This is a genomic window from Streptosporangium sp. NPDC050284 (assembly GCF_044459525.1).
In the GTDB taxonomy this organism is placed as follows: Bacteria; Actinomycetota; Actinomycetes; order Streptosporangiales; family Streptosporangiaceae; genus Streptosporangium.
This window is the reverse complement of record NZ_JBITIZ010000026.1, coordinates 22,958-43,373: the sequence shown is the minus strand read 5'-3', so window position 1 is coordinate 43,373 and position 20,416 is coordinate 22,958. Positions and strand designations below refer to the sequence as shown.

The following is a 20,416-nucleotide window of genomic DNA, read 5'->3' as shown; positions in this document are numbered from 1 at the left end:
ACCGGATGTGAGCGTCTTAGACGTGCCCACCACGAAATCGGTGCCATCGACCCGATGTGATCTGCATCACATATCGATCATGACTTACCGTAACCGACCCATCACACCTAACCGGCTGCTTTCGCCTCACCCTTACCCCTATCTGCGAAAACAACCCGAGTCCGCCTCAATCGCAACATCAGCATCAGAAGTGTCTAAACATCACGAAACGGTCTCGGCTCGCCGGGTCCACCTCTTCCCTCTCAAACCGGCTTCCGGTGTTCAAGATCGGCGCTGTATGTTTCTGGCAATCCCTTTACTGACGCATGGGACGCAAGAGGCGTTCCACATCAGACCAAGGAGTTTCCCTTGAAGCGCATCCTCCTCCCCGCCGGTGGCGCCGTTCTGGCCACCGGTCTGCTGGCCGCCGGTCTGGCCGGCACCGCCAACGCCGCCCCCGACTGGGCCTACGACACGATGGCCAAGGACGCCCCGTCCGCGGTCGAGGTCGCCAAGTACTGGCTGTACGTCAACGACAAGACGAACAGGCTGGCCCAGGCCGAGCCCTACACCTGGGAGCGCAAGGCCACGCCGAAGCTGAACGTGGGCGGTGGCTACACCCCCGACGGCAAGCCCGGCACGGTCAAGCCGACCGGTGAAGAGAAGAAGGCCGCGGCGAAGGTCAAGAACATCAACCTGCCGAAGACCATCGGTAAGGTGTTCTTCGTCGACTCCAAGGGCGAGGACAAGTGGTGCTCGGCCACCTCGATCCAGTCGACCTACCGTAACCTGGTCGCCACGGCCGGCCACTGCGTCTACGACGACAAGGCCAACGCCAGCGTCATGGACAACTGGGTCTTCGTCCCCGGCTACTACCAGGGCAAGACCCCGTACGGCATCTTCGTTGGTAAGACCGCCTACACGCACTACGACTTCGCCAACTACGAGGACTACGACCGCGACTACGCGTTCGTGACCGTGTACAACGGTGTCCAGGTCGGTGGCGGCAAGAAGTCCCAGGTCACCGCGAAGGAATTCGCGGAGTTCAAGGGCGCCAAGTACGTCGACGAGAAGACCATCACCGAGGCCGAGTACAAGACCGGCGTCGAGAAGTACGGCCAGGACGGCCCCTTCAAGTCGAAGCTGGTCGACCCCAAGGTCGAGACCGTCGCCAAGCCGGCCGACGCTCACCAGCACGGCAAGGAGTACGCGACCACCGGTCGTAACGGCATCAAGCTGGTCGGTTCCGAGGTCGTCAAGTCGGTCTACGACGCTGCCCCCAACAACCTGGACAACAACTCCAAGGCCTGGTGGCTGAGCGAGAAGATCAGCATCAGCCTCGAGGAGTACAACACCCTCAAGGCCGCCAAGTCTGAGGGCAAGTTCCTCGGTGAGCTGCTCGAGGTCAAGGACAAGAACGGCAACGCCGTCTCCTGGAGCAAGCAGCAGTTCTTCGTCGCCAAGTGGGTCAAGTCGACCGCTCAGACGAAGTACTGGGTCGAGAGCTACTTCATCGTCGAGGACTTCATCAAGGACACCGGCAAGCTCGGTGACAACGTCGGTGGCCAGGGCTTCACCTGGAACCAGAAGCCGCAGCAGACGGTGTTCGTGTTCGGCTACCCGGCCGACGCGCACCCCGACGGCAACAAGGCCTACACCGGCGTTACGCCGAAGTGGACCTACGGCAAGACCACCGGCAAGTCCTACGTGCAGGCCGCCACGAAGGTTGAGGAGCACATCGGCCTCAAGAGCTCCTTCACCCCCGGCGCCGACGGTGGCCCCTGGCTCGCGCAGTACAGCAACGCCAAGCGTCTCGGCTACGTCAACGGTGTCACCAGCCTCTTCGGTGACCAGGACAGCAACGGCCGCTACGACCTCATCACCACGCCGTACTTCGACGGCGAGACCGCGGCCATCTACAAGAAGGCCGCCGCGGTGTGGTCGGGCTCGATCGTCAAGTAGTAGTAGCTCCCTGACGATCACCCGGGCCTGAGGGTCCAAACCTCAGACCCACAGCAACACCAGCTCCACCCAAAGCAACACCCGAAGGGGCCCGGCACATGCCGGGCCCCTTCGGCCATTCCCCCACCGGGATCGTCGCGGAAACGGCGACAGCCCGCACAACGTCGAAGGGCCCGGCACGTGCCGGGCCCTTCGACGTTGTGGGGTGCCGTCCAGTCGTGTCGTTCATCGGAATTCCCGGCAGCGCCGAGTCCGATGAACTCTTGGGGATCGCGAATGTGCCCTCGTGGCAGTTCACACACCCATGGGCAATGATCATCCCGCCTGCGCACCGCCACATCGCGTTCTCAGAGAGGACCAGCTCCTCCAGGCCGGGGAACCCCGCTCCTGCGGCCAACGTCGGCAGCAAAAGGATCAGGTCCCCTCTGGAGGCGCAAGGAGGGTGAGCCCGGTTTTCCGACGCGTTTTGCGTGCCTTCGGGCCCCTCAGAAAGCCTGGATCCCGAATCGACGGCGTCTTTAGACGCGGTTCCCACGGAATCGGTGCCATCAGGTTGATGTGATCTGCATCACACGTGATCGGTAACGGAATGTGTCGGACCAGTCACGACACATCCGTCACTTCAACAACAACCTTACGTCTATCTGCATAAACAGATAGACGCCCCCCAACTCCAGCATCAGCTTCACGGAAGCCCAAACATCACAGAATGGCATCGGTGCGATCAAGGGAATCTTTGATCCCCAAACCGGCTTCCGGTGTTCAAGATCGGCGCTGTATGTTTCTGGCAATCCCTTTACTGACGCATGGGACGCAAGAGGCGTTCCACATCAGACCAAGGAGTTTCCCTTGAAGCGCATCCTCCTCCCCGCCGGTGGCGCCGTTCTGGCCACCGGTCTGCTGGCCGCCGGTCTGGCCGGCACCGCCAACGCCGCCCCCGACTGGGCCTACGACACGATGGCCAAGGACGCCCCGTCCGCGGTCGAGGTCGCCAAGTACTGGCTGTACGTCAACGACAAGACGAACAGGCTGGCCCAGGCCGAGCCCTACACCTGGGAGCGCAAGGCCACGCCGAAGCTGAACGTGGGCGGTGGCTACACCCCCGACGGCAAGCCCGGCACGGTCAAGCCGACCGGTGAAGAGAAGAAGGCCGCGGCGAAGGTCAAGAACATCAACCTGCCGAAGACCATCGGTAAGGTGTTCTTCGTCGACTCCAAGGGCGAGGACAAGTGGTGCTCGGCCACCTCGATCCAGTCGACCTACCGTAACCTGGTCGCCACGGCCGGCCACTGCGTCTACGACGACAAGGCCAACGCCAGCGTCATGGACAACTGGGTCTTCGTCCCCGGCTACTACCAGGGCAAGACCCCGTACGGCATCTTCGTTGGTAAGACCGCCTACACGCACTACGACTTCGCCAACTACGAGGACTACGACCGCGACTACGCGTTCGTGACCGTGTACAACGGTGTCCAGGTCGGTGGCGGCAAGAAGTCCCAGGTCACCGCGAAGGAATTCGCGGAGTTCAAGGGCGCCAAGTACGTCGACGAGAAGACCATCACCGAGGCCGAGTACAAGACCGGCGTCGAGAAGTACGGCCAGGACGGCCCCTTCAAGTCGAAGCTGGTCGACCCCAAGGTCGAGACCGTCGCCAAGCCGGCCGACGCTCACCAGCACGGCAAGGAGTACGCGACCACCGGTCGTAACGGCATCAAGCTGGTCGGTTCCGAGGTCGTCAAGTCGGTCTACGACGCTGCCCCCAACAACCTGGACAACAACTCCAAGGCCTGGTGGCTGAGCGAGAAGATCAGCATCAGCCTCGAGGAGTACAACACCCTCAAGGCCGCCAAGTCTGAGGGCAAGTTCCTCGGTGAGCTGCTCGAGGTCAAGGACAAGAACGGCAACGCCGTCTCCTGGAGCAAGCAGCAGTTCTTCGTCGCCAAGTGGGTCAAGTCGACCGCTCAGACGAAGTACTGGGTCGAGAGCTACTTCATCGTCGAGGACTTCATCAAGGACACCGGCAAGCTCGGTGACAACGTCGGTGGCCAGGGCTTCACCTGGAACCAGAAGCCGCAGCAGACGGTGTTCGTGTTCGGCTACCCGGCCGACGCGCACCCCGACGGCAACAAGGCCTACACCGGCGTTACGCCGAAGTGGACCTACGGCAAGACCACCGGCAAGTCCTACGTGCAGGCCGCCACGAAGGTTGAGGAGCACATCGGCCTCAAGAGCTCCTTCACCCCCGGCGCCGACGGTGGCCCCTGGCTCGCGCAGTACAGCAACGCCAAGCGTCTCGGCTACGTCAACGGTGTCACCAGCCTCTTCGGTGACCAGGACAGCAACGGCCGCTACGACCTCATCACCACGCCGTACTTCGACGGCGAGACCGCGGCCATCTACAAGAAGGCCGCCGCGGTGTGGTCGGGCTCGATCGTCAAGTAGTAGTAGCTCCCTGACGATCACCCGGGCCTGAGGGTCCAAACCTCAGACCCACAGCAACACCAGCTCCACCCAAAGCAACACCCGAGGGGGCCCGGCACCAGCCGGGCCCCCTCGGCATTCCCCCACCGAATCCGGTCTTCTCGCAGAAGGCTCCCCGAGCGTGAAGACGACAGACGATCTCTGAGAGAACGCCTCTCCCCCATCACGAGAACCCCCTCGCGAGGGCCGTGTTCAAGGAGACGGCGCTCAGTGAAGATCGAGCTCAGGCGGAGTCGAGCTCCCTCACCCGCTCGTTCAGCTCCACCACCGGCCGCTCGGCGGTGTAAGGCTCCAGCCTGCGCCGCAGGTCCGCGACGTACGACCGGGTCCTGGCCGACTCCAGCCCCTTCGCCAGCTCCAGCGCCTCCACCGCGACGGAACAGGCCTCCTCCAGTTCCCCCGAGGCGAGCAGCCCGGCCGAGAGCAGCGACAGGTTGAACATCCGCCCGCGTACGTAGCGCCCGTCCATCTCCAGCGAGCGTCTCGCGTGCCCTACCGTGCCCGCCGTCGCCGAGGTCGCGGAAGCAGTGCGCGATCTTAGCCGCCAGGTAGGCCTCGTCGAAGTAGGAGATCCAGTCGGGCTCGTGGCCGGCCCTGCGCCGGTCGAAGGAGAGCTCGGCCTCGTGGAGGGAGCTCGCGCACGCCGCGCGGTCGTCCAGTGCCGCGTGCGCGTGGGCCTCCAGCACGTGCGTCTCGGCGAGCAGCGCGAAGATCCCCGCCCGCCGGGCCGAGAGCTGGGCCGCCCTGGCCAGGTCGAGCGCGTGGGCGGGCTGTCCTATGTATACGGCCTGGTGGCTCATCCCCGCGAGGATCTCGCCGCCGAGCCCGTGGTCGCCCGCCCCGCGCGCCAGGCGCAGCGCCTGGATCAGGTAGCGCTGGGCCAGGCCGTGCTGCTCCAGGTCGTAGGCCATCCATCCGGCCAGCCGGGTCAGCTCGGCGGCGGCCGAGGCCAGCGCCTTGCCGGTGTTCTCGGCGTACGAGCCGTCGGCGAGGAGCGGCGCGACCGACGTATCCAGATATTTCACGACAGCGGGACGGACTCTTCCGCCGCCGAACCTGTTGTCCAGCTCACCAAAAGACCGGGTGACCTCCCGGATCGCCGCGATGTCGTCCATGCCGACGCGCCGGGTGCCCTGCCCCTCGGGGCGGCCCTCCAACGGAAGGGTGAGCCAGCGCACCGCCCCGGCGGACCCGGCCCCGATCGCGAAGGTGGAGTCGAGTAAGAACCTGCGTCTCTCCACGTCCCCGCGCCACAGTGCTGTCACGGTCGAGATTCCCTCCTGCCACGTGTGGTCGAACTCCTGCCCGAGGTCGAGCGGCGTCAGAACGGCCGACAGGCCGAGATCCTCGGGGCTCACGGCCCTGCCGAGCCGGAGCGCGAAGATCTCGGCGAGCAGTCCGGTGACCGGGTCCCTGGGCCGTTGGCCCGCGATCCAGCGCAGCACGGAACTGTGGTCGTACCTCAGACCGGACAGGCCACGAGCCGCGCCGAGATCGTTGAGCCGGCGGGCCAGCCCCTTGTGGGTGAAGCCCGCCTCGGCGATGAGCCTCTGGAGTAGTCGGTTGGGCTCGCGTTCCATAGCTCCCCTCACCGCGAGAACCGTCTGCGTGCCGACGACGCGCGCGATCCGGCCGTGCGCGCAGCGGCCACCTGATGCACACCTTACGCACATAGGTAACTGAGAGCTCTTTTTATAGCACGATCCGTGACGAACGTCGGGGTTTCCGGAAAGCACGGACGCCCCTCGCCGTTCGGGCGAGGGGCGTCGGTGATCGCGCTGCCTGTGAGGTGTCCCGTGGAGCCGAGCGACCCCTCCGACGAGGTGCCCCCGGAGGCGGGCGACCTCTCCGATCCGGGAACCGTTCCGGGAACCGTTCGTGACCTGTGCGGTGTCTCCTAGAGGCGGGCGACCCCGTCGGCACGGGCCTGCGCGGCGACAGCGGCGACGACCGCCGGAGCCACGCGCTCGTCGAACGGGCTGGGAATCACGTAGTCGGAAGAGAGATCGTCATCCTCGACCACCCCGGCGAGCGCCTCGGCCGCGGCGACCTTCATGTTCTCGGTGATCGTGGTGGCGCGCACGTCGAGCGCCCCGCGGAAGACGCCGGGGAAGGCGAGCACGTTGTTGATCTGGTTGGGGAAGTCGGAGCGGCCGGTCGCGACCACCTGCGCGTACTTGCGCGCGATCTCCGGCCGCACCTCGGGAGTGGGGTTGGACAGCGCGAAGACGATCGACCCCGAGGCCATCGACGCGATCGCCTCCTCCGAGACCGTCGAGCCCGACAGTCCGACGAACACGTCGGCCCCCGCGAGCGCCTGCTCGGTGGAACCGCGCAGGCCCGACCGGTTGCTGTCGCGCGCCAGGGCCTCCTTCACCGGGTTGAGCCCGTCGCGGCCCTCGTGGATGAGCCCCTTGGAGTCGGCGACCGCGATGTCGCCGATGCCGGCGTTGAGGAGAATCCTGCTCACCGCGATCCCGGAGGCGCCGGCTCCGGCGACCACGACCCGCAGGTCTCCCAGCGAGCGGCCGGTCAGCCGTGCGGCGTTCTTCAGCGCGGCCAGCGCGACGATCGCGGTGCCGTGCTGGTCGTCGTGGAAGACGGGGATGTCGAGGATCTCGCGCAGGCGCGACTCGACCTCGAAGCAGCGGGGCGCGCTGATGTCCTCGAGGTTGATCCCCCCGAAGGAGGGGGCGAGCCGGACGATCGTCTCGACCAGCGCGTCCACGTTGGTGCAGTCGAGGCAGATGGGCACCGCGTCGACGTCCGCGAACTGCTTGAACAGCAGCGCCTTGCCCTCCATCACCGGCATGGCGGCGGCGGGCCCGATGTCTCCGAGGCCGAGCACCGCGGTGCCGTCGGAGACCACTGCGACCACGTTGGAGATCCAGGTGTAGTCCTTGGCCAGCTCGGGCTCGTCGGCGATCGCGCTGCAGACCCTGGCCACACCCGGCGTGTAGGCGAGTGCCAGGTCGTCGGCGTCACGGACCGGGACGGTGGAGCGGACCTCCAGCTTGCCGCCGCGGTGCAGGGCGAAGGCCGGATCCAGATCGAGGGCATCGAGAGATTCGAGAGAGACGGAGGATGGCATGACGGCCACAGCGACCCCTGTAGTTCATGTCAGACAGACGGATGTTTCCTTCGGAGGCGGCCGGAGGAGCCGTCCCGGGCTTCTGTAGCCGCTCGGGGCCTGCTCACTGGGCACGGTCGCCAGGAGGGGTACGGGGGTCACCCGTTGCTCGATTGTGCCACATGTTGAGACTGCCTCCACTGGAGGAAGTCCACTCACTTTCGCCGTCCGGGTGTTAGCCTCACCACATCGTGTAATACTCGAAATCCATGCCGCCTCTTACATTGACGGATCCCCAGATGGACCTCACCTCCTACGCGGAGCTGGCCGTACTACTGATCAACAGCCCCGACCGGCTCACCGGCCTCGAAGGGCTGCGTCTGCTTCTGGAAGAGGGCGGCCGCTACCGGCCGGGCTGCCGAATCACCAGGAGTGATCTGGAGGCCCTGCGCGACCTGCGCGAGGAATTGCTGATCGTGTTCGAGACCGCGGAGGCCGGCGACGAGGAGGCGGTGGTCGACCGGCTCAACTCGCTGCTCATCCACCACCCGGTCCAGCCGCAGATCTCCGGTCACGACGGCGAGCGCTGGCACCTGCACCTCACCGAGGGAGGCCGGATGGCCGACCAGTACGCGGTGGGAGCGGTGATGGGACTCGCCACCATGATCACCGACCTCGGCGTCGACCGGCTCGGCCTCTGCCAGGCGCCGCCCTGCCGCAGGGCCTATCTCGACACCTCCTCCAACCGGTCGCGCCGCTACTGCTCCGAGCGGTGTGCCAGCCGGGCCAACGTCGCCGCCTACCGTGCCCGCCAGAAGGTCGTCAGGTAGAGCTACCTGGCCCGCCAGAGGCCCGGCCAGTAGCGCAGCACCACCCGGCCGACGATCGACGACGCGGGCAGCGCCCCGAAGTCCCAGCTGTCGCGCCGCCCCGGCGCGCGCTGATTGTCGCTCTCCAGCCACCACCCGCCGTCCGCCTCCCACGCGGCGCGCTTGACGATGAGCACGGCGGGGTCGGACGGCAGCCGGGCGACGACCAGGTCACCGGGCCGCACGACCGCGCCGCGCCGCACCCAGAGCCAGTCTCCCGGTCGCAACGCGGGCAACATCGACTCACCCGCGACACGGACTCTCATCGAGCGTAACCCCCTCCCACGCGGGCATTCGGAGACGAGTAAGGTCGTTAACCGGACCATTCTGAACCTGGCATCAAGGAAGGATTTCCGATGCTCGCACGACTTATGCGCCCCAAGCACATCGCCTCCGCGCACTGCGACCTGCCCTGCGGTGTGTACGACCCGGCCCAGGCCCGCATCGAGGCCGAGTCCGTCAAGGCCATCATGGAGAAGTACGCAGGAAACGAGGACCCGGTCTTCCGCTCCCGCGCGCTCACCATCAAGGAGGAGCGGGCCGAGCTGGTCAAGCACCACCTGTGGGTGCTGTGGACCGACTACTTCAAGCCCCCGCACCTGGAGACCTACCCGCAGCTGCACCAGCTGTTCTGGGAGGCCACCAAGCTCGCGGGCGCGGCCGGCGGCAAGGGCACGGTCGACGTCGCCAAGGCCGACGAGCTCCTCGGCAAGATCGACGACATCTCCAAGATCTTCTGGGAGACCAAGGCCGCTTAAAACCCTCACAACGATGTTGTGAGAGGGCACCGGTGATCCGGATCGAGGAAACGTCCCCGGGACACCCCTTGATCCGGATCGGGGCCCGCGAGGAGGCGTCATCGCCGTCACGGCGTCCGGGTCGCGACGCCCGGTCGTCCAGCAGGCCGAACACCGGCGCGCCGGCGCGTCCGGTCACCGCCCAGGACCGCGATGCGCCAGGGCCGTCATTAAAAACAGTGCCCTTTTTGCGTATCTTCAGGGGCTCTTGATGGTGGCAAATCGCCCCGATCGCGAGTCCAAGCGGGCCAACCACCGTCTCAGGGCTGTAGGTTGCAGTCAGCGACTCTGCGAGGAGGAACGTGACCGAACACACCGAGGCGCCCGCGGTCGGCATGGGCGGGATCCGTGACGTGGTGAGCGTCCGGCTGCCGGCGACGAGCGCCTATCTGTCCGTGCTGCGTACGGCGACAGCCGCACTCGCCGTACGGCTGGACTTCACGCTGGACGAGATCGAGGATCTTCGGATCGCGGTCGACGAGGCGTGTGCGATGCTGCTGACCCAGGCTGTTCCCGGCACAGATCTGACCGCCGAGTTCGAGCTCACCGGGCAGCTGATGAAAGTGCGGGTCGAGGTCAGCACAGTGGGGAGCACGCCTCCGAAGCGCGACGACTTCGCGTGGATGGTGCTCACCGCCCTGGCTGACGATGTGGATGCCGTAACCGACTCCCCCGACCGTATGGCGATCGTCCTCCGCAAGCGCCGAGGCGCGGCGAGGCCGGCGTGACGGAAAGGACTCGTGCCATGGCCGCCAGCGACCACGCGGTGCCCGACCGGGTGCGTGCGCGCCTGCTCTTCGCGGAACTGGTGGAGTTGACCTCCGACGACCCGCGGCGTCAGCGCATTCGTGACGAGCTCGTCGAGCTCCACCTTCCCCTCGTCGAATACCTCGCCCGCCGGTTCCGCAACCGGGGTGAGTGGCTGGACGACCTCACCCAGGTCGCGACCATCGGGCTGATCAAATCGATCGACCGCTTCGATCTCGGCCGCGGGGTGGAGTTCTCCACCTACGCGACCCCGACGATCGTGGGCGAGATCAAACGCCACTTCCGTGACAAGGGCTGGGCGGTCCGCGTGCCGCGCCGCCTGCAGGAGCTCAAGCTCTCGCTCACCAAGGCGATCAGTGAGCTCTCCCAGCGGGAGGGGCGCGCGCCGACCGTGGCCGAGCTGGCCGCGTTCCTGAAGATGAGCGAGGAGGAGGTGCTCGAAGGGCTGGAGTCGGCCAACGCCTACTCCACGGTCTCCCTCGACGCGCCCGACTCCGGCGACGACGACGCGCCGGCGGTGGCCGACTCCCTCGGGATCGTGGACGACTCCCTGGAGGGTGTCGAATACCGCGAGTCGCTCAAGCCCTTGCTGGAGCGGCTGCCCCCGCGTGAGAAGCGGATCCTGCTGCTGCGTTTCTTCGGCAACATGACGCAGTCTCAGATCGCCACCGAGCTCGGCATCTCCCAGATGCACGTGTCCCGGTTGCTCGCCAGGACCCTCGCCCAGCTCCGGGAGGGTCTCACCGTCGACGACTAGCGAGAGGGCTGGTCGTGGTCTCCGTAGAGGGCGTGTGTCGTCGGCGGGGACAGCAGCGTGACCAGTCCGATCACCGCGAGGACGATCAGCGAGACGCCGATCACCCGCTGGTCGGACTGGATCATCGTGACCGAGACCGGGATGGCGAAGATCTGCGTCAGCACCCCCGGGCTCCGCGACCATCGCTCCGAGTGGAGCATTCCCCAGCCGACCCAGAGCAGGGCCGCGCCGATGATGATCCCGAACGCGGCGACGGCGATCGAGGTCATCAGGTCGGACGGCCGGCCGATCACCGTCTCCACTCCGGCGTAGCCGCCGAGGAGCAGGACGGTCGCGCCTTCCAGCGCCATGACGGCGGCGGCGACGGTGAGGGTCATCGGACGGTTCGACACGGGGCAACCCTATCGTCGGGTATGGCCGCCCGGCCCTTCCCCCACCCCGGCCCCGCTCCTCGTCCTCCCTCCCCGCGCATCAGGCTTCTCCTTCCGCCGCCTCAGCCCGGTTTCCGGCGGATACGCTGAGGTCATGCGCGCGATGCTCCTGGTGAATCCGAAGGCGACGACGACCAACCAGCGAACCAGGGACGTTCTCATCAGAGCGCTGAGCGCGACGATGAACCTCACCGTCGAGGAGACGGCCTACCGGGGGCACGCGATGCGGCTCTCCCGCAAGGCGCACGCCTCCGGCTACGACGCGGTGGCCGTGCTGGGGGGTGACGGCACCATCAACGAGGCGGTGAACGGGCTGCTCGACCCGGTGGACGGCAAGGCCGGCGACGAGGGCAGCTCGATCGACAGGCCCGCGCTGCTCGCGATCCCCGGTGGCAGCGCGAACGTCTTCGCGAGGGCCCTGGGCCTGCCGAACGACCCGGTCGAGGCGATGGGGGCGATCCTGGAGGCGATCCGCGACGACCGGAGACGGACCGTCGGACTCGGTCAGGCGATCTGGGGTGACCACAGTAGATATTTCACGTTCTGTAGTGGTCTGGGGTACGACGCCGAGGTGATCAGGGCGGTCGAGGGGATGCGGGGCACCGGCCGCAAGGCGACACCCACCCGCTATGTGAACACCGCGTTACACCACTATCTGTCGACCGACAAACGTCACCCGCCGATGACCGTCGAGGGCCCCGACGTGCCGCGGACCGGCGGCATCTTCATGGCCGTCGTCTCCAACACCTCCCCGTGGTCCTACATCGGCCCTCGGCCGGTCTCCCCGACCCCGTGGGCGAGCTTCGAGACCGGGCTCGACCTTCTGGGCCTGCAGCGTCTCGGCCTGCCCTTCATGCTCCAGCTGATGCCCCAGATCCTCGGTGAGCGCGACACGCTGCCGACAGGTCGCCACCTGGTGCAGCTCCACGACGAGAAGGAGTTCACCCTGAGCGCCGGGCGCCCCGTGGCGTTCCAGCTGGACGGGGACTACTTGGGAGAGGTCGAACGAATAACGTTCCGCTCTATCCCCGACGCGTTACAGGTCTTGGTCTAATCGGTTACGTGCGAGCCTGTGTGACGCATCCGACATCCATTTCAGGCAAAACGTTCCCCCAAACCTCTTGCGTGTACTAAGCGTGGCTGACAATCTCAAGATGACGTCGGAACGTAGGACCTTTGAGCGACCACCTCGCTCCCAGGCCACCGGCGATCAAGCGGGCAGTCCCCCGACCCGGATCACGGGCCGGGGATCCGTTCGCGCTGATTAGTGAAACTCTTCACAAAGTGAGCCGCCGGAGCCGACGCAAGGGCTCCTCTTACGAAGGAGTGGACGCATGGACTGGCGCCACCGAGCCGCCTGCCGTGACGTGGACCCCGAGCTGTTCTTCCCGATCGGCAACACCGGCCCCGCCCTGATGCAGATCGAAGAAGCCAAGCAGGTCTGCGGTACGTGCAGCATCAGCGAAGCATGCCTGAAGTGGGCCCTGGAATCCGGTCAGGACGCCGGTGTCTGGGGCGGCCTGAGTGAGGACGAGCGACGCGCGCTCAAGCGCCGCACGGCTCGTGCCCGCGCCCGCGCGAGCGTCTGACCCCTCCGCGCCGATCCTTCCGTCTCCCCCGGCCGGGTGACGAGCACGTCCCCGGCCTGGTGAGCCCGCCTTTCGTCCCGGGCGACAAGCACGTCCCCTCGCGAGAACGCGACCCGACGCGCTCCCCCTCCCCCGCTCAGACCGCGGGGAGGGGGATGCTCAGGCTCACCTCGGTCCCGCCACCCTGGCGTGGCTCGATGGCGAGACGCCCGGACAGCTCACCCACCACCAGGGTACGGACGATCTGCAGGCCGAGACTGGTGGCCTGGTCGAGATCGAAGTCCTCCGGCAGCCCGCTGCCGTCGTCGGACACGATCACATCCAGCCGCTCGGCCCCGCGTGACACGATCACTTGGAGCTTGCCCTGACGCTGCGCCAGCCCGTGCTGAACCGCGTTCTGCAGCAGTTCGGTGAGGACCATCGCGAGCGGCGTCGCGATCTCCGAGCGCAACACCCCGAACGCCCCGATCCGGGACGGCACCACCTGCGCCTCGGGCGCCGCGACCTCCCCCGTCATCGCGATCACCCGGTCGGCGATGTCGTCGAAGTCGACCTGCTCCTCGGGCGTGTGCGAGAGCGTCTCGTGCACGATCGCGATCGACCCGACCCTGCGCACCGCCTCCTCCAGCGCCTCCCTGCCCTCCGGCAGCTGCATCCGCCTGGCCTGGAGCCGCAGCAGCGCGGCCACGGTCTGCAGGTTGTTCTTCACCCGGTGGTGGATCTCCTTGATGGTGGCGTCCTTGGTCATCAGCTCCCGCTCGCGGCGCCGCAGCTCGGTCACGTCCCTGATGAGCACCAGCGCGCCGATTCTCCCGCCGCCGACGACCAGCGGGATCGCCCGCAGCTGCACGACCGTGCCGCCCGACTCCACCTCCGTCTCCTTGGGCTCCCGCCCGCTCGCGACGAGCATCAGGTTCTCGTTGATGGGCTCGTCGGAGTAGCAGAGCGTCGCGGTCGTACGGCCCAGCTCCGCGCCGACCAGGTCGGCGTTGAGACCCAGCCGCCGGTAGGCCGACAGCGCGTTCGGCGAGGCGTACGTGACACGGCCCGCCCGGTCGAGCCTGAGCAGCCCGTCGCCCACCCTCGGCGAGCGGACCAGGATCGGCTCGGCGCCGGAGAACGGGAAACGGCCCTCGGCCACCATCTGGGCCAGGTCGGAGGCGCTCTGCAGGTAGGTCAGCTCCAGGCGGGAGGGGGTGCGCGCGGAGGAGAGGTTCGTCGAGCGCTGGATGACGCCCAGGAAGTGGTCGGCCCGCCGCACCGGGATGGTCTCCTCACGGACCGGCACCCCGCTCGACCAGTCGGGATCGCCCTCACGGCAGATGCGCCGCTCGTTCCAGGCGGTCTCCAGGAGCGGCTTCTCCCCCGCCGACGCCGTCATGCCCACGATGTCGTCGTGGTAGACCGTCGGCCCCGTGGTGGGCCTCATCTGCGCGATCGCGATCCAGCCGGTGCCCTCCTTCAGGGGGATCCACAAGATCAGGTCCGCGAAGGAAAGGTCGGCAAGGAGCTGCCAGTCGGACACCAGCGAGTGCATCCACTCAAGGTCCGCATCGTCGAGCGCGGTGTGACGAACCGCCAGGTCGCTTAGAGTCGGCACCCGTGCATCATGCGTTCTTTGCAGGCCCGAACGCGAATCGGGTGAGTCCGGCTGGAAAGATGCCGCCTATGGAGCAGACCCCCGATCCGCTGGCCCGGTTCCGCACGGCGGCGGCCACGAGGGAGACGGCGGGGTTGCGGCGGGTCCTGCGCGCCCGCACACCCGACGACGACGGCCTGATCGACCTGGCCTCCAACGACTACCTCGGCCTGGCCAGGGACGAGCGGCTGATCGAGGCGGCCGTGGAGGCCACCCGCGCCTGGGGCACGGGCTCCACGGGCTCCCGCCTGGTCACGGGCTCCACGGCCCTGCACGCGCGCCTGGAGACGCGTCTGTGCGCCTTCACCGACGCGCGGGGCGCCCTGGTGTTCTCCTCCGGCTATCTGGCCAACCTGGCCGCCGTAGCGGCCCTGGGCAGGGACGCCCTGGTGGTCTCCGAGGCGGGCAACCACGCCTCCATCGTGGACGCCTGCCGGCTGTCGCGCTCACGGGTCGTGGTCACTCCGCACCGGGACACGACGGCCGTGGAGAAGGCACTCGCCGACCGGGACGAGGAGCACGCGATCGTGGTCACCGACGCGGTCTTCTCCGTGGACGGCGACCTGGCACCGCTTGAGGAACTGCACGCGGCGACGGCGCGCCAGGGCGCGCTGCTGATCGTCGACGAGGCGCACTCGATCGGGGTCGTCGGCGCTCGCGGGCAGGGTGCGGTGCACGCCGCGGGGCTCGCGGCCGAACCGGGTGTTGTGAGAACGATCACACTGTCGAAATCCCTGGGATCGCAGGGTGGAGCAGTGCTCGGCGCGCCCGAGGTTATCCAGACCCTCGTGGACACGGGACGCTCGTTCATCTTCGACACCGGGCTCGCACCGGGCAGCGTGGCGGCGGCACTCGCCGCCGTCGATATCCTTCACCATCAGCCCGAACTGCCCGGACTTGTCCGGACCAGGGCGAGGGAGCTGGCCGCGATGGCCCGTGACCTCGGCCTGGAGACCGGCGATCCGGCGGGCGCGGTCGTCCCCATCGTGCTCGGCCCGCCCGAGACCGCGCTTCGGGCCGCCCTCGTCTGCGCGGAACACGGGGTGCGCGCCGGATGCTTCCGGCCGCCTTCGGTGCCGGTCGGCCGCTCTTGCCTGCGGTTGACGGCACGGGCCAATCTGAGTTCCGATGATCTAGCGGTGATCCGGGGTGCACTCACCGCCGTGGCCGAGATGAAGGTGACCATGTGAGCGACGACTCCCCGCGGATCCCGAAATACTACGACGTCAAGCGCAGCCTGCTCAGCCTCACCAAGAGCCTGCCCGCAGGCAGCGCCCTGCCACCGGAACGGGCCCTCGCGGTCCGCTTCGAGACGTCGCGCACGACCGTGCGCCAGGCCCTGTCCGAGCTCGTGGTCGAGGGCCGCCTGGTGCGCATCCAGGGCAAGGGGACGTTCGTCGCGCAACCCAAGGTCGCCCAGGTCCTTCAGCTCACCTCCTACACCGGGGACCTGCGGACCGTCGGCCTCGAACCCGACACCAAGATCCTCGACATCAGCTACGTCACCGCCGACGAGGCGCTCGCCCGCCGCCTGGCGATCAACGCCGGCGGCCGCGTGCTGCGCCTCCACCGGCTGCGCCTGGCCAACGGCGAGCCGATGTCGATCGACACCACCCACCTGTCGGCCCGGCGCTTTCCCCGCCTCAGGCGGGAGCTGGAGATGCACTCCTCGCTGTACGAGACGCTGTACAACGCGTACAACGTGCGGCTGACCGACGCCGAGGAGATCATAGAGACCGTGCTCGCCACCCCGTACGACGCGCAGGTGCTCAGTGTGGACGTCGGCCTGCCGATGCTCCTGCTCACCCGGCACGCCTTCGACGCGGACGGCAACCCGGTCGAGTGGGCCCAGTCCCTGTACCGGGGAGACCGCTACAAGTTCATCACCCGCCTGCGCCGCCCCTGAGGCACACCGGTCCCGCGTACCCCGGCGCCGTTCCGTGCCCGCGCACGGCGACGTCCGCTCCCCTGAGGCGCGCGCCCGCACCGCCCGCGCGCCTCTCCACCGCCCCCACCGCCTCTTCACCACCCGCGCCGCCCGCCCCGCACCGCCTTTTCTGCGTCCACCCCGCCTAAGGTGAGACAGGTGAGCATTCTCGTGGTCACCGGGACCGACACCGGGGTGGGGAAGACGGTCGTCACCGCGGCGGTGGCCTCGCTCGCCAGGGAGCGGGGCTCCTCGGTCGCGGTGGTGAAGCCCGCGCAGACCGGGGTGTCCGGCGCCGACCCCGGCGACGTGGACGACGTCATCCGGCTGTCCGGAGTGGGGACGACCTTCGAGCTGGCCAGATATCCCGCCGCGCTCTCCCCCGCCGCGGCGGCCCGCCTGTCCGGCCTGCCACCGGTCTCCGTCGCGCGGGCCGCGGCCCGGATCGAGGAGCTGGCCTCCTCGCACCGGCTGGTGATCGTCGAAGGTGCGGGCGGGCTGCTCGTCCGCTTCGACGAGGAGGGTGCGACCCTCGCCGACCTCGCCCGCGCGCTCTCGGCACCGGTCCTCCTGGTGGTCAGGGCCGGGCTCGGCACCCTCAACCACACCGCGCTGACGCTGGAGGCGATGGCCCACCGAGGGCTGGAGCCCGCCGGGGTGGTGATCGGCTCCTGGCCCGCCGAGCCCGGCCTCGCCGAGCGGAACAACGTGGCGGACCTGGAGATGCTGGCCGCCCGGCCGCTGGCGGGCGCCCTCCCCGAGGGAGCCGGGCTGCTGGAGCGCGACGCCTTCGCCCGCGCGGCCCGCGCGGGGCTGGGTCCCACGCTGGGGGGCGGCTTCGACCCCGCTTCCTTCCGGGCCACCCTTAGGCTTTCCCCGTAGCCGAAGCCGCGGCCCATCTCCCCGCTGGAGGTATCAGATGAGCGACATCCTCGAGATCGCCCGGACGCAGGTGCTTGAGGAGGGCCGTGGGCTCGACGCCGCGCAGGCGCTCCGTTGCCTGGAGCTTCCCGACGACCGTCTCGACGAGTTGCTCGCCCTCGCCCACGAGGTGCGGATGAAGTGGTGCGGCCCGGAGGTGGAGGTCGAGGGCATCGTCTCCCTCAAGACCGGCGGCTGCCCGGAGGACTGCCACTTCTGCTCGCAGTCCGGGCAGTTCTCCTCCCCGGTCCGCGCCGTCTGGCTCGACATCCCCTCGCTGGTCGAGGCCGCCAGGGAGACCGCGGCGACCGGTGCCACCGAGTTCTGCATCGTGGCCGCCGTACGGGGCCCCGACCGGCGCCTGATGGACCAGGTCCGCGAGGGGGTGAAGGCGATCCGCGAGGCGGTCGACATCAACGTGGCGTGCTCGCTCGGCATGCTCACCCAGGAGCAGGTCGACGAGCTGGCCGAGATGGGCGTGCACCGCTACAACCACAACCTGGAGACCGCGAGGTCGCACTTCGAGAAGGTCGTCACCACCCACACCTGGGAGGAGCGCTGGGACACCTGCCTGATGGTGCGCGAGGCCGGGATGGAACTGTGCTGCGGCGGCATCGTGGGGATGGGCGAGACCCGGGAGCAGCGGGCCGAGTTCGCCGGCCAGCTCGGCGAGCTGGCGCCCGACGAGGTCCCGCTGAACTTCCTCAACCCGCGCCCCGGCACCCCCTTCGAGTCCTTCCCGCTGCTGGAGGGACCGGAGGCGCTCAGGACGATCGCCACCTTCAGGCTCGCGCTGCCCCGCACGATCCTGCGCTACGCGGGTGGCCGCGAGCTGACCCTGGGCGACCTGGGCACCCGTGAGGGCATGCTCGGCGGCATCAACGCGATCATCGTCGGCAACTACCTGACCACCCTCGGCCGTACGGCCGAGGCCGACCTCGGCCTGCTGGTGGACCTCAAGATGCCCATCAAGGCGCTCTCCGACACCCTCTGAGACCCCCTCGGAGCCTCGCGCGGGCTCGCGGAGATCACCCTCACCCTCAACCTGTTCGGGAACATCTCGGAGCCTCGCGCGCGGGCTCGCGGAGACGCGAAGGTCCCCGCGAGCCCGATCTCACCCGGCCACTGCCGAACTCCCGCCGGTTCTCGCCTTACCTCGTAGGATCCGCACTCCGCCTGTACCGGACTCCCCGCCGATCTCCGTCCCGCCACGGTGGGTCCGCGCTCCGGCCCGTACCGAACCCCCGTCGCCCCCGTACGGTGCCCGCCACCAGGCGTTGGGCGGTTCGATTCCCGACAGACACGATATGTGCCGGCCGCATTAGGCGATGGGATCGGGGCAGGGGGAACAATCCCTGTCCGGCTAAGTGACTGACTGGTAGGTTGCGCGATATGGAGTCTCCCAAGCACGCAGGTGACATAGCGGTCGCCGTCTCCAAGGCATATGGCATCGAGACCATGTTCACCCTGTCCGGCGGGCACATCTTCCCGCTTTACGACGGTGCGGTCCACGAGGGAATGCCCATCTTGGACGTACGCCACGAGCAGAGTGCCGTCTTCGCCGCGGAGGCGACCGCACGGCTGACGCGCAAACCCGGGCTGGCCGTGCTCACCGCGGGGCCCGGCATCACCAACGGCGTCAGCGGGGTGGCCACCGCGCACTTCAACGGCTCCCCCGTGGTGGTCATGGGAGGCCGTGCCCCGCAGTCGCGCTGGGGGTCGGGCGCGCTGCAGGAGATCGACCACCCGCCGCTGTTCGCCCCTATCACCAAGCTGGCCTTCACCGGCTCCGGTGCCGACTCCATCGCCCAGGACGTGGAGATGGCCTTCCGTACGGCCCTCGCCCCGCACCGCGGCCCCGTCTTCCTCGACTTCCACATGGATCACCTCTTCTCGGCCGCGCCCTCGCTTGAGGAGGCCCCCGAGACGCTGACCCCGTCCCCGCTGGAGCCCGACCCCGACGCACTCGCCTCGATCGCCCAGCTGATCGCCGAGGCCCGGCACCCGGTGCTGGTGCTCGGCTCCGACGTGTGGATGGATCGCGCCGAGGAGGTCGCCAGAAGCTTCGTCGAGGAATACCGCCTACCGGTCGTCCCCAACGGCCAGGGCCGCGGCATCCTGCCCGCCGGTCACGAGCTGCTGGTCACCCGGGCGAGGGGAATGGCGTTCTCGCAGGCCGACCTGGTGATCGTGGCGGGCGCCCCGATCGACTTCCGCCTCGGCTACGGCTGGTTCGGCGGCAAGGACGGCGCCCCGCTCGCCAAGGTCGTGCACCTGGCCGACGCGCCGTCACAGCTGACCACGCACATGGATCCCGTCGCCGTCGCCGCCGGCGACCTCTCGCTGCTCTTCTGGAGCCTCGGCGCGGCCTGTGCCAACGCGGGCGTCTCCCCCAAGACCTACGCGCCCTGGGTGACGCAGCTGTCCGAGGCCGCCTCGGCCGCCGTCGCCGCCGACGTCGACCTGCTGGAGTCCGCGTCCGACCCGATCCACCCGATGCGCATCTACGGGGAGCTGGCCAAGGTCCTCGCCGACGACGCCGTGGTGATCGGCGACGGCGGCGACTTCGTCTCGTACGCGGGCAAGTACGTCGAGCCGCGCCAGCCGGGCAACTGGCTCGACCCGGGCCCGTACGGCTGCCTGGGCACGGGCCTGGGCTACGCCATCGCCGCCAGGATCGCCCGTCCCTCCTCGCAGGTGGTGCTGCTGCTCGGCGACGGCGCGGCCGGCTTCTCGCTGATGGACGTCGACACGCTCGTGCGGCACCGCCTGCCCGTCGTGATGATCTGCGGCAACAACGGCATGTGGGGCCTGGAGAAGCACCCCATGCAGATGCTCTACGGCTACGACGTGGCCGCCGAGTTGCAGCCCCAGTGCCGCTACGACCAGGTGGTCACCGCCCTCGGCGGCGGTGGCGAGCTCGTCACCGACCCCTCGGAGATCGGCCCGGCCCTGCGCCGCGCGTTCGACTCCGGTGTCCCCTACATGGTCAACATCGCCACCGACCCCTCGGTGGCCTATCCCCGGCACACCACGGGCATCTGAAGGAGCGTCACCGGGCTCGCACACGAAGGACCGAAGGGGTCTCCCGTGGGCGAGCCCGTCGTCACACCACCCGAAATCAAGGCTCGCCCGTCGTCACCGCGCGAAGCCGGTGTGCCGACACACGACCTTGCCGGGGAGATCAGACCCGGAGGGAGCCGGTCACCCGGTCGTGATACCCGGT

The 20,416-nt window shown here is 68.3% G+C and carries 18 protein-coding genes; 13 read left to right on the top strand and 5 right to left on the bottom strand.

The features are described 5' to 3' along the window. Positions 1-348 precede the first annotated feature (348 nt). Together ACIBH4_RS36960 and ACIBH4_RS36955 are read left to right on the top strand one after the other, a co-directional pair. Complete coding sequence (locus tag ACIBH4_RS36960; protein WP_362769020.1) at positions 349-1,941, top strand: hypothetical protein; 1,593 nt, start codon at positions 349-351, stop codon at positions 1,939-1,941. Between the two features lie 849 nt (positions 1,942-2,790). Further along, positions 2,791-4,383: a hypothetical protein gene (locus ACIBH4_RS36955; protein ID WP_362769020.1), complete on the top strand. Its 1,593-nt coding sequence runs from the start codon at positions 2,791-2,793 to the stop codon at positions 4,381-4,383. Positions 4,384-4,400: 17 nt separating this feature from the next. Here ACIBH4_RS36955 and ACIBH4_RS36950 read toward each other — a convergent pair whose 3' ends face one another. Beyond that, entirely contained in the window at positions 4,401-6,002 is a 1,602-nt protein-coding gene (locus ACIBH4_RS36950) for a hypothetical protein (RefSeq protein WP_362769017.1), read from the bottom strand. A 317-nt stretch (positions 6,003-6,319) separates the two neighbouring features. After that, a complete protein-coding gene (locus ACIBH4_RS36945; protein WP_362521493.1) occupies positions 6,320-7,513 on the bottom strand; it encodes an NADP-dependent malic enzyme in 1,194 nt (397 codons plus the stop codon). A gap of 278 nt (positions 7,514-7,791) precedes the next feature. Here ACIBH4_RS36945 and ACIBH4_RS36940 point away from each other — a divergent pair, with 278 nt between their 5' ends. Then, on the top strand, positions 7,792-8,322 hold the full coding sequence (locus tag ACIBH4_RS36940; RefSeq protein WP_362521409.1) for a CGNR zinc finger domain-containing protein: 531 nt from the start codon (positions 7,792-7,794) through the stop codon (positions 8,320-8,322). A 2-nt stretch (positions 8,323-8,324) separates the two neighbouring features. On the opposite strand, the gene ACIBH4_RS36935 is transcribed toward ACIBH4_RS36940, so the two are convergent. Continuing rightward, the gene (locus tag ACIBH4_RS36935; protein ID WP_362521406.1) at positions 8,325-8,627 is read right to left on the bottom strand and encodes a S24 family peptidase; all 303 of its coding nucleotides are present in this window, start codon (positions 8,625-8,627) and stop codon (positions 8,325-8,327) included. Positions 8,628-8,717: 90 nt separating this feature from the next. On the opposite strand from ACIBH4_RS36935, the gene sodN reads away from it, so the two are divergent. The 3 genes from sodN to ACIBH4_RS36920 all read left to right on the top strand — a co-directional run bounded on the left by sodN (position 8,718) and on the right by ACIBH4_RS36920 (position 10,683). Further along, positions 8,718-9,119: a superoxide dismutase, Ni gene (gene sodN / locus ACIBH4_RS36930; RefSeq protein WP_362521403.1), complete on the top strand. Its 402-nt coding sequence runs from the start codon at positions 8,718-8,720 to the stop codon at positions 9,117-9,119. Between the two features lie 341 nt (positions 9,120-9,460). Further along, positions 9,461-9,886 (top strand): anti-sigma factor, encoded by a 426-nt coding sequence (locus ACIBH4_RS36925; RefSeq protein WP_030924831.1) that lies wholly within the window; start codon positions 9,461-9,463, stop codon positions 9,884-9,886. 17 nt (positions 9,887-9,903) lie between these two features. Further along, the gene (locus ACIBH4_RS36920) at positions 9,904-10,683 is read left to right on the top strand and encodes an RNA polymerase sigma factor SigF (RefSeq protein ID WP_344893659.1); all 780 of its coding nucleotides are present in this window, start codon (positions 9,904-9,906) and stop codon (positions 10,681-10,683) included. On the opposite strand, the gene ACIBH4_RS36915 is transcribed toward ACIBH4_RS36920, so the two are convergent. Next, positions 10,680-11,075 carry a hypothetical protein gene (locus ACIBH4_RS36915; RefSeq protein ID WP_362521399.1) on the bottom strand — a complete coding sequence of 132 codons (396 nt, stop codon included), beginning with the start codon at positions 11,073-11,075 and terminating at the stop codon, positions 10,680-10,682. The genes ACIBH4_RS36920 and ACIBH4_RS36915 overlap by 4 nt on opposite strands. 133 nt (positions 11,076-11,208) lie before the next feature. Here ACIBH4_RS36915 and ACIBH4_RS36910 point away from each other — a divergent pair, with 133 nt between their 5' ends. Beyond that, positions 11,209-12,168, top strand: a complete 960-nt coding sequence (locus tag ACIBH4_RS36910) for a diacylglycerol kinase family protein (RefSeq protein WP_362521396.1) — start codon at positions 11,209-11,211, stop codon at positions 12,166-12,168. Positions 12,169-12,448: 280 nt separating this feature from the next. Next, positions 12,449-12,703, top strand: a complete 255-nt coding sequence (locus ACIBH4_RS36905) for a WhiB family transcriptional regulator (protein ID WP_350949771.1) — start codon at positions 12,449-12,451, stop codon at positions 12,701-12,703. 136 nt (positions 12,704-12,839) lie between these two features. Here ACIBH4_RS36905 and ACIBH4_RS36900 read toward each other — a convergent pair whose 3' ends face one another. Continuing rightward, positions 12,840-14,303 (bottom strand): histidine kinase N-terminal domain-containing protein, encoded by a 1,464-nt coding sequence (locus ACIBH4_RS36900; protein WP_362769014.1) that lies wholly within the window; start codon positions 14,301-14,303, stop codon positions 12,840-12,842. Positions 14,304-14,362: 59 nt separating this feature from the next. Here ACIBH4_RS36900 and ACIBH4_RS36895 point away from each other — a divergent pair, with 59 nt between their 5' ends. The 5 genes from ACIBH4_RS36895 (at position 14,363) to ACIBH4_RS36875 (ending at position 20,235) form a co-directional block, all read left to right on the top strand. Further along, complete coding sequence (locus ACIBH4_RS36895; RefSeq protein ID WP_399173695.1) at positions 14,363-15,532, top strand: 8-amino-7-oxononanoate synthase; 1,170 nt, start codon at positions 14,363-14,365, stop codon at positions 15,530-15,532. Then, a complete protein-coding gene (locus ACIBH4_RS36890) occupies positions 15,529-16,248 on the top strand; it encodes a GntR family transcriptional regulator (protein ID WP_350949774.1) in 720 nt (239 codons plus the stop codon). Before ACIBH4_RS36895 ends, ACIBH4_RS36890 begins: the two co-directional genes overlap by 4 nt. A gap of 180 nt (positions 16,249-16,428) precedes the next feature. Further along, on the top strand, positions 16,429-17,151 hold the full coding sequence (gene bioD / locus ACIBH4_RS36885; protein ID WP_362521386.1) for a dethiobiotin synthase: 723 nt from the start codon (positions 16,429-16,431) through the stop codon (positions 17,149-17,151). Between the two features lie 37 nt (positions 17,152-17,188). Further along, a complete protein-coding gene (gene bioB / locus ACIBH4_RS36880; protein ID WP_350949776.1) occupies positions 17,189-18,184 on the top strand; it encodes a biotin synthase BioB in 996 nt (331 codons plus the stop codon). A 398-nt stretch (positions 18,185-18,582) separates the two neighbouring features. After that, positions 18,583-20,235 carry an acetolactate synthase gene (locus ACIBH4_RS36875; protein WP_362769012.1) on the top strand — a complete coding sequence of 551 codons (1,653 nt, stop codon included), beginning with the start codon at positions 18,583-18,585 and terminating at the stop codon, positions 20,233-20,235. Positions 20,236-20,416: the final 181 nt, after the last annotated feature.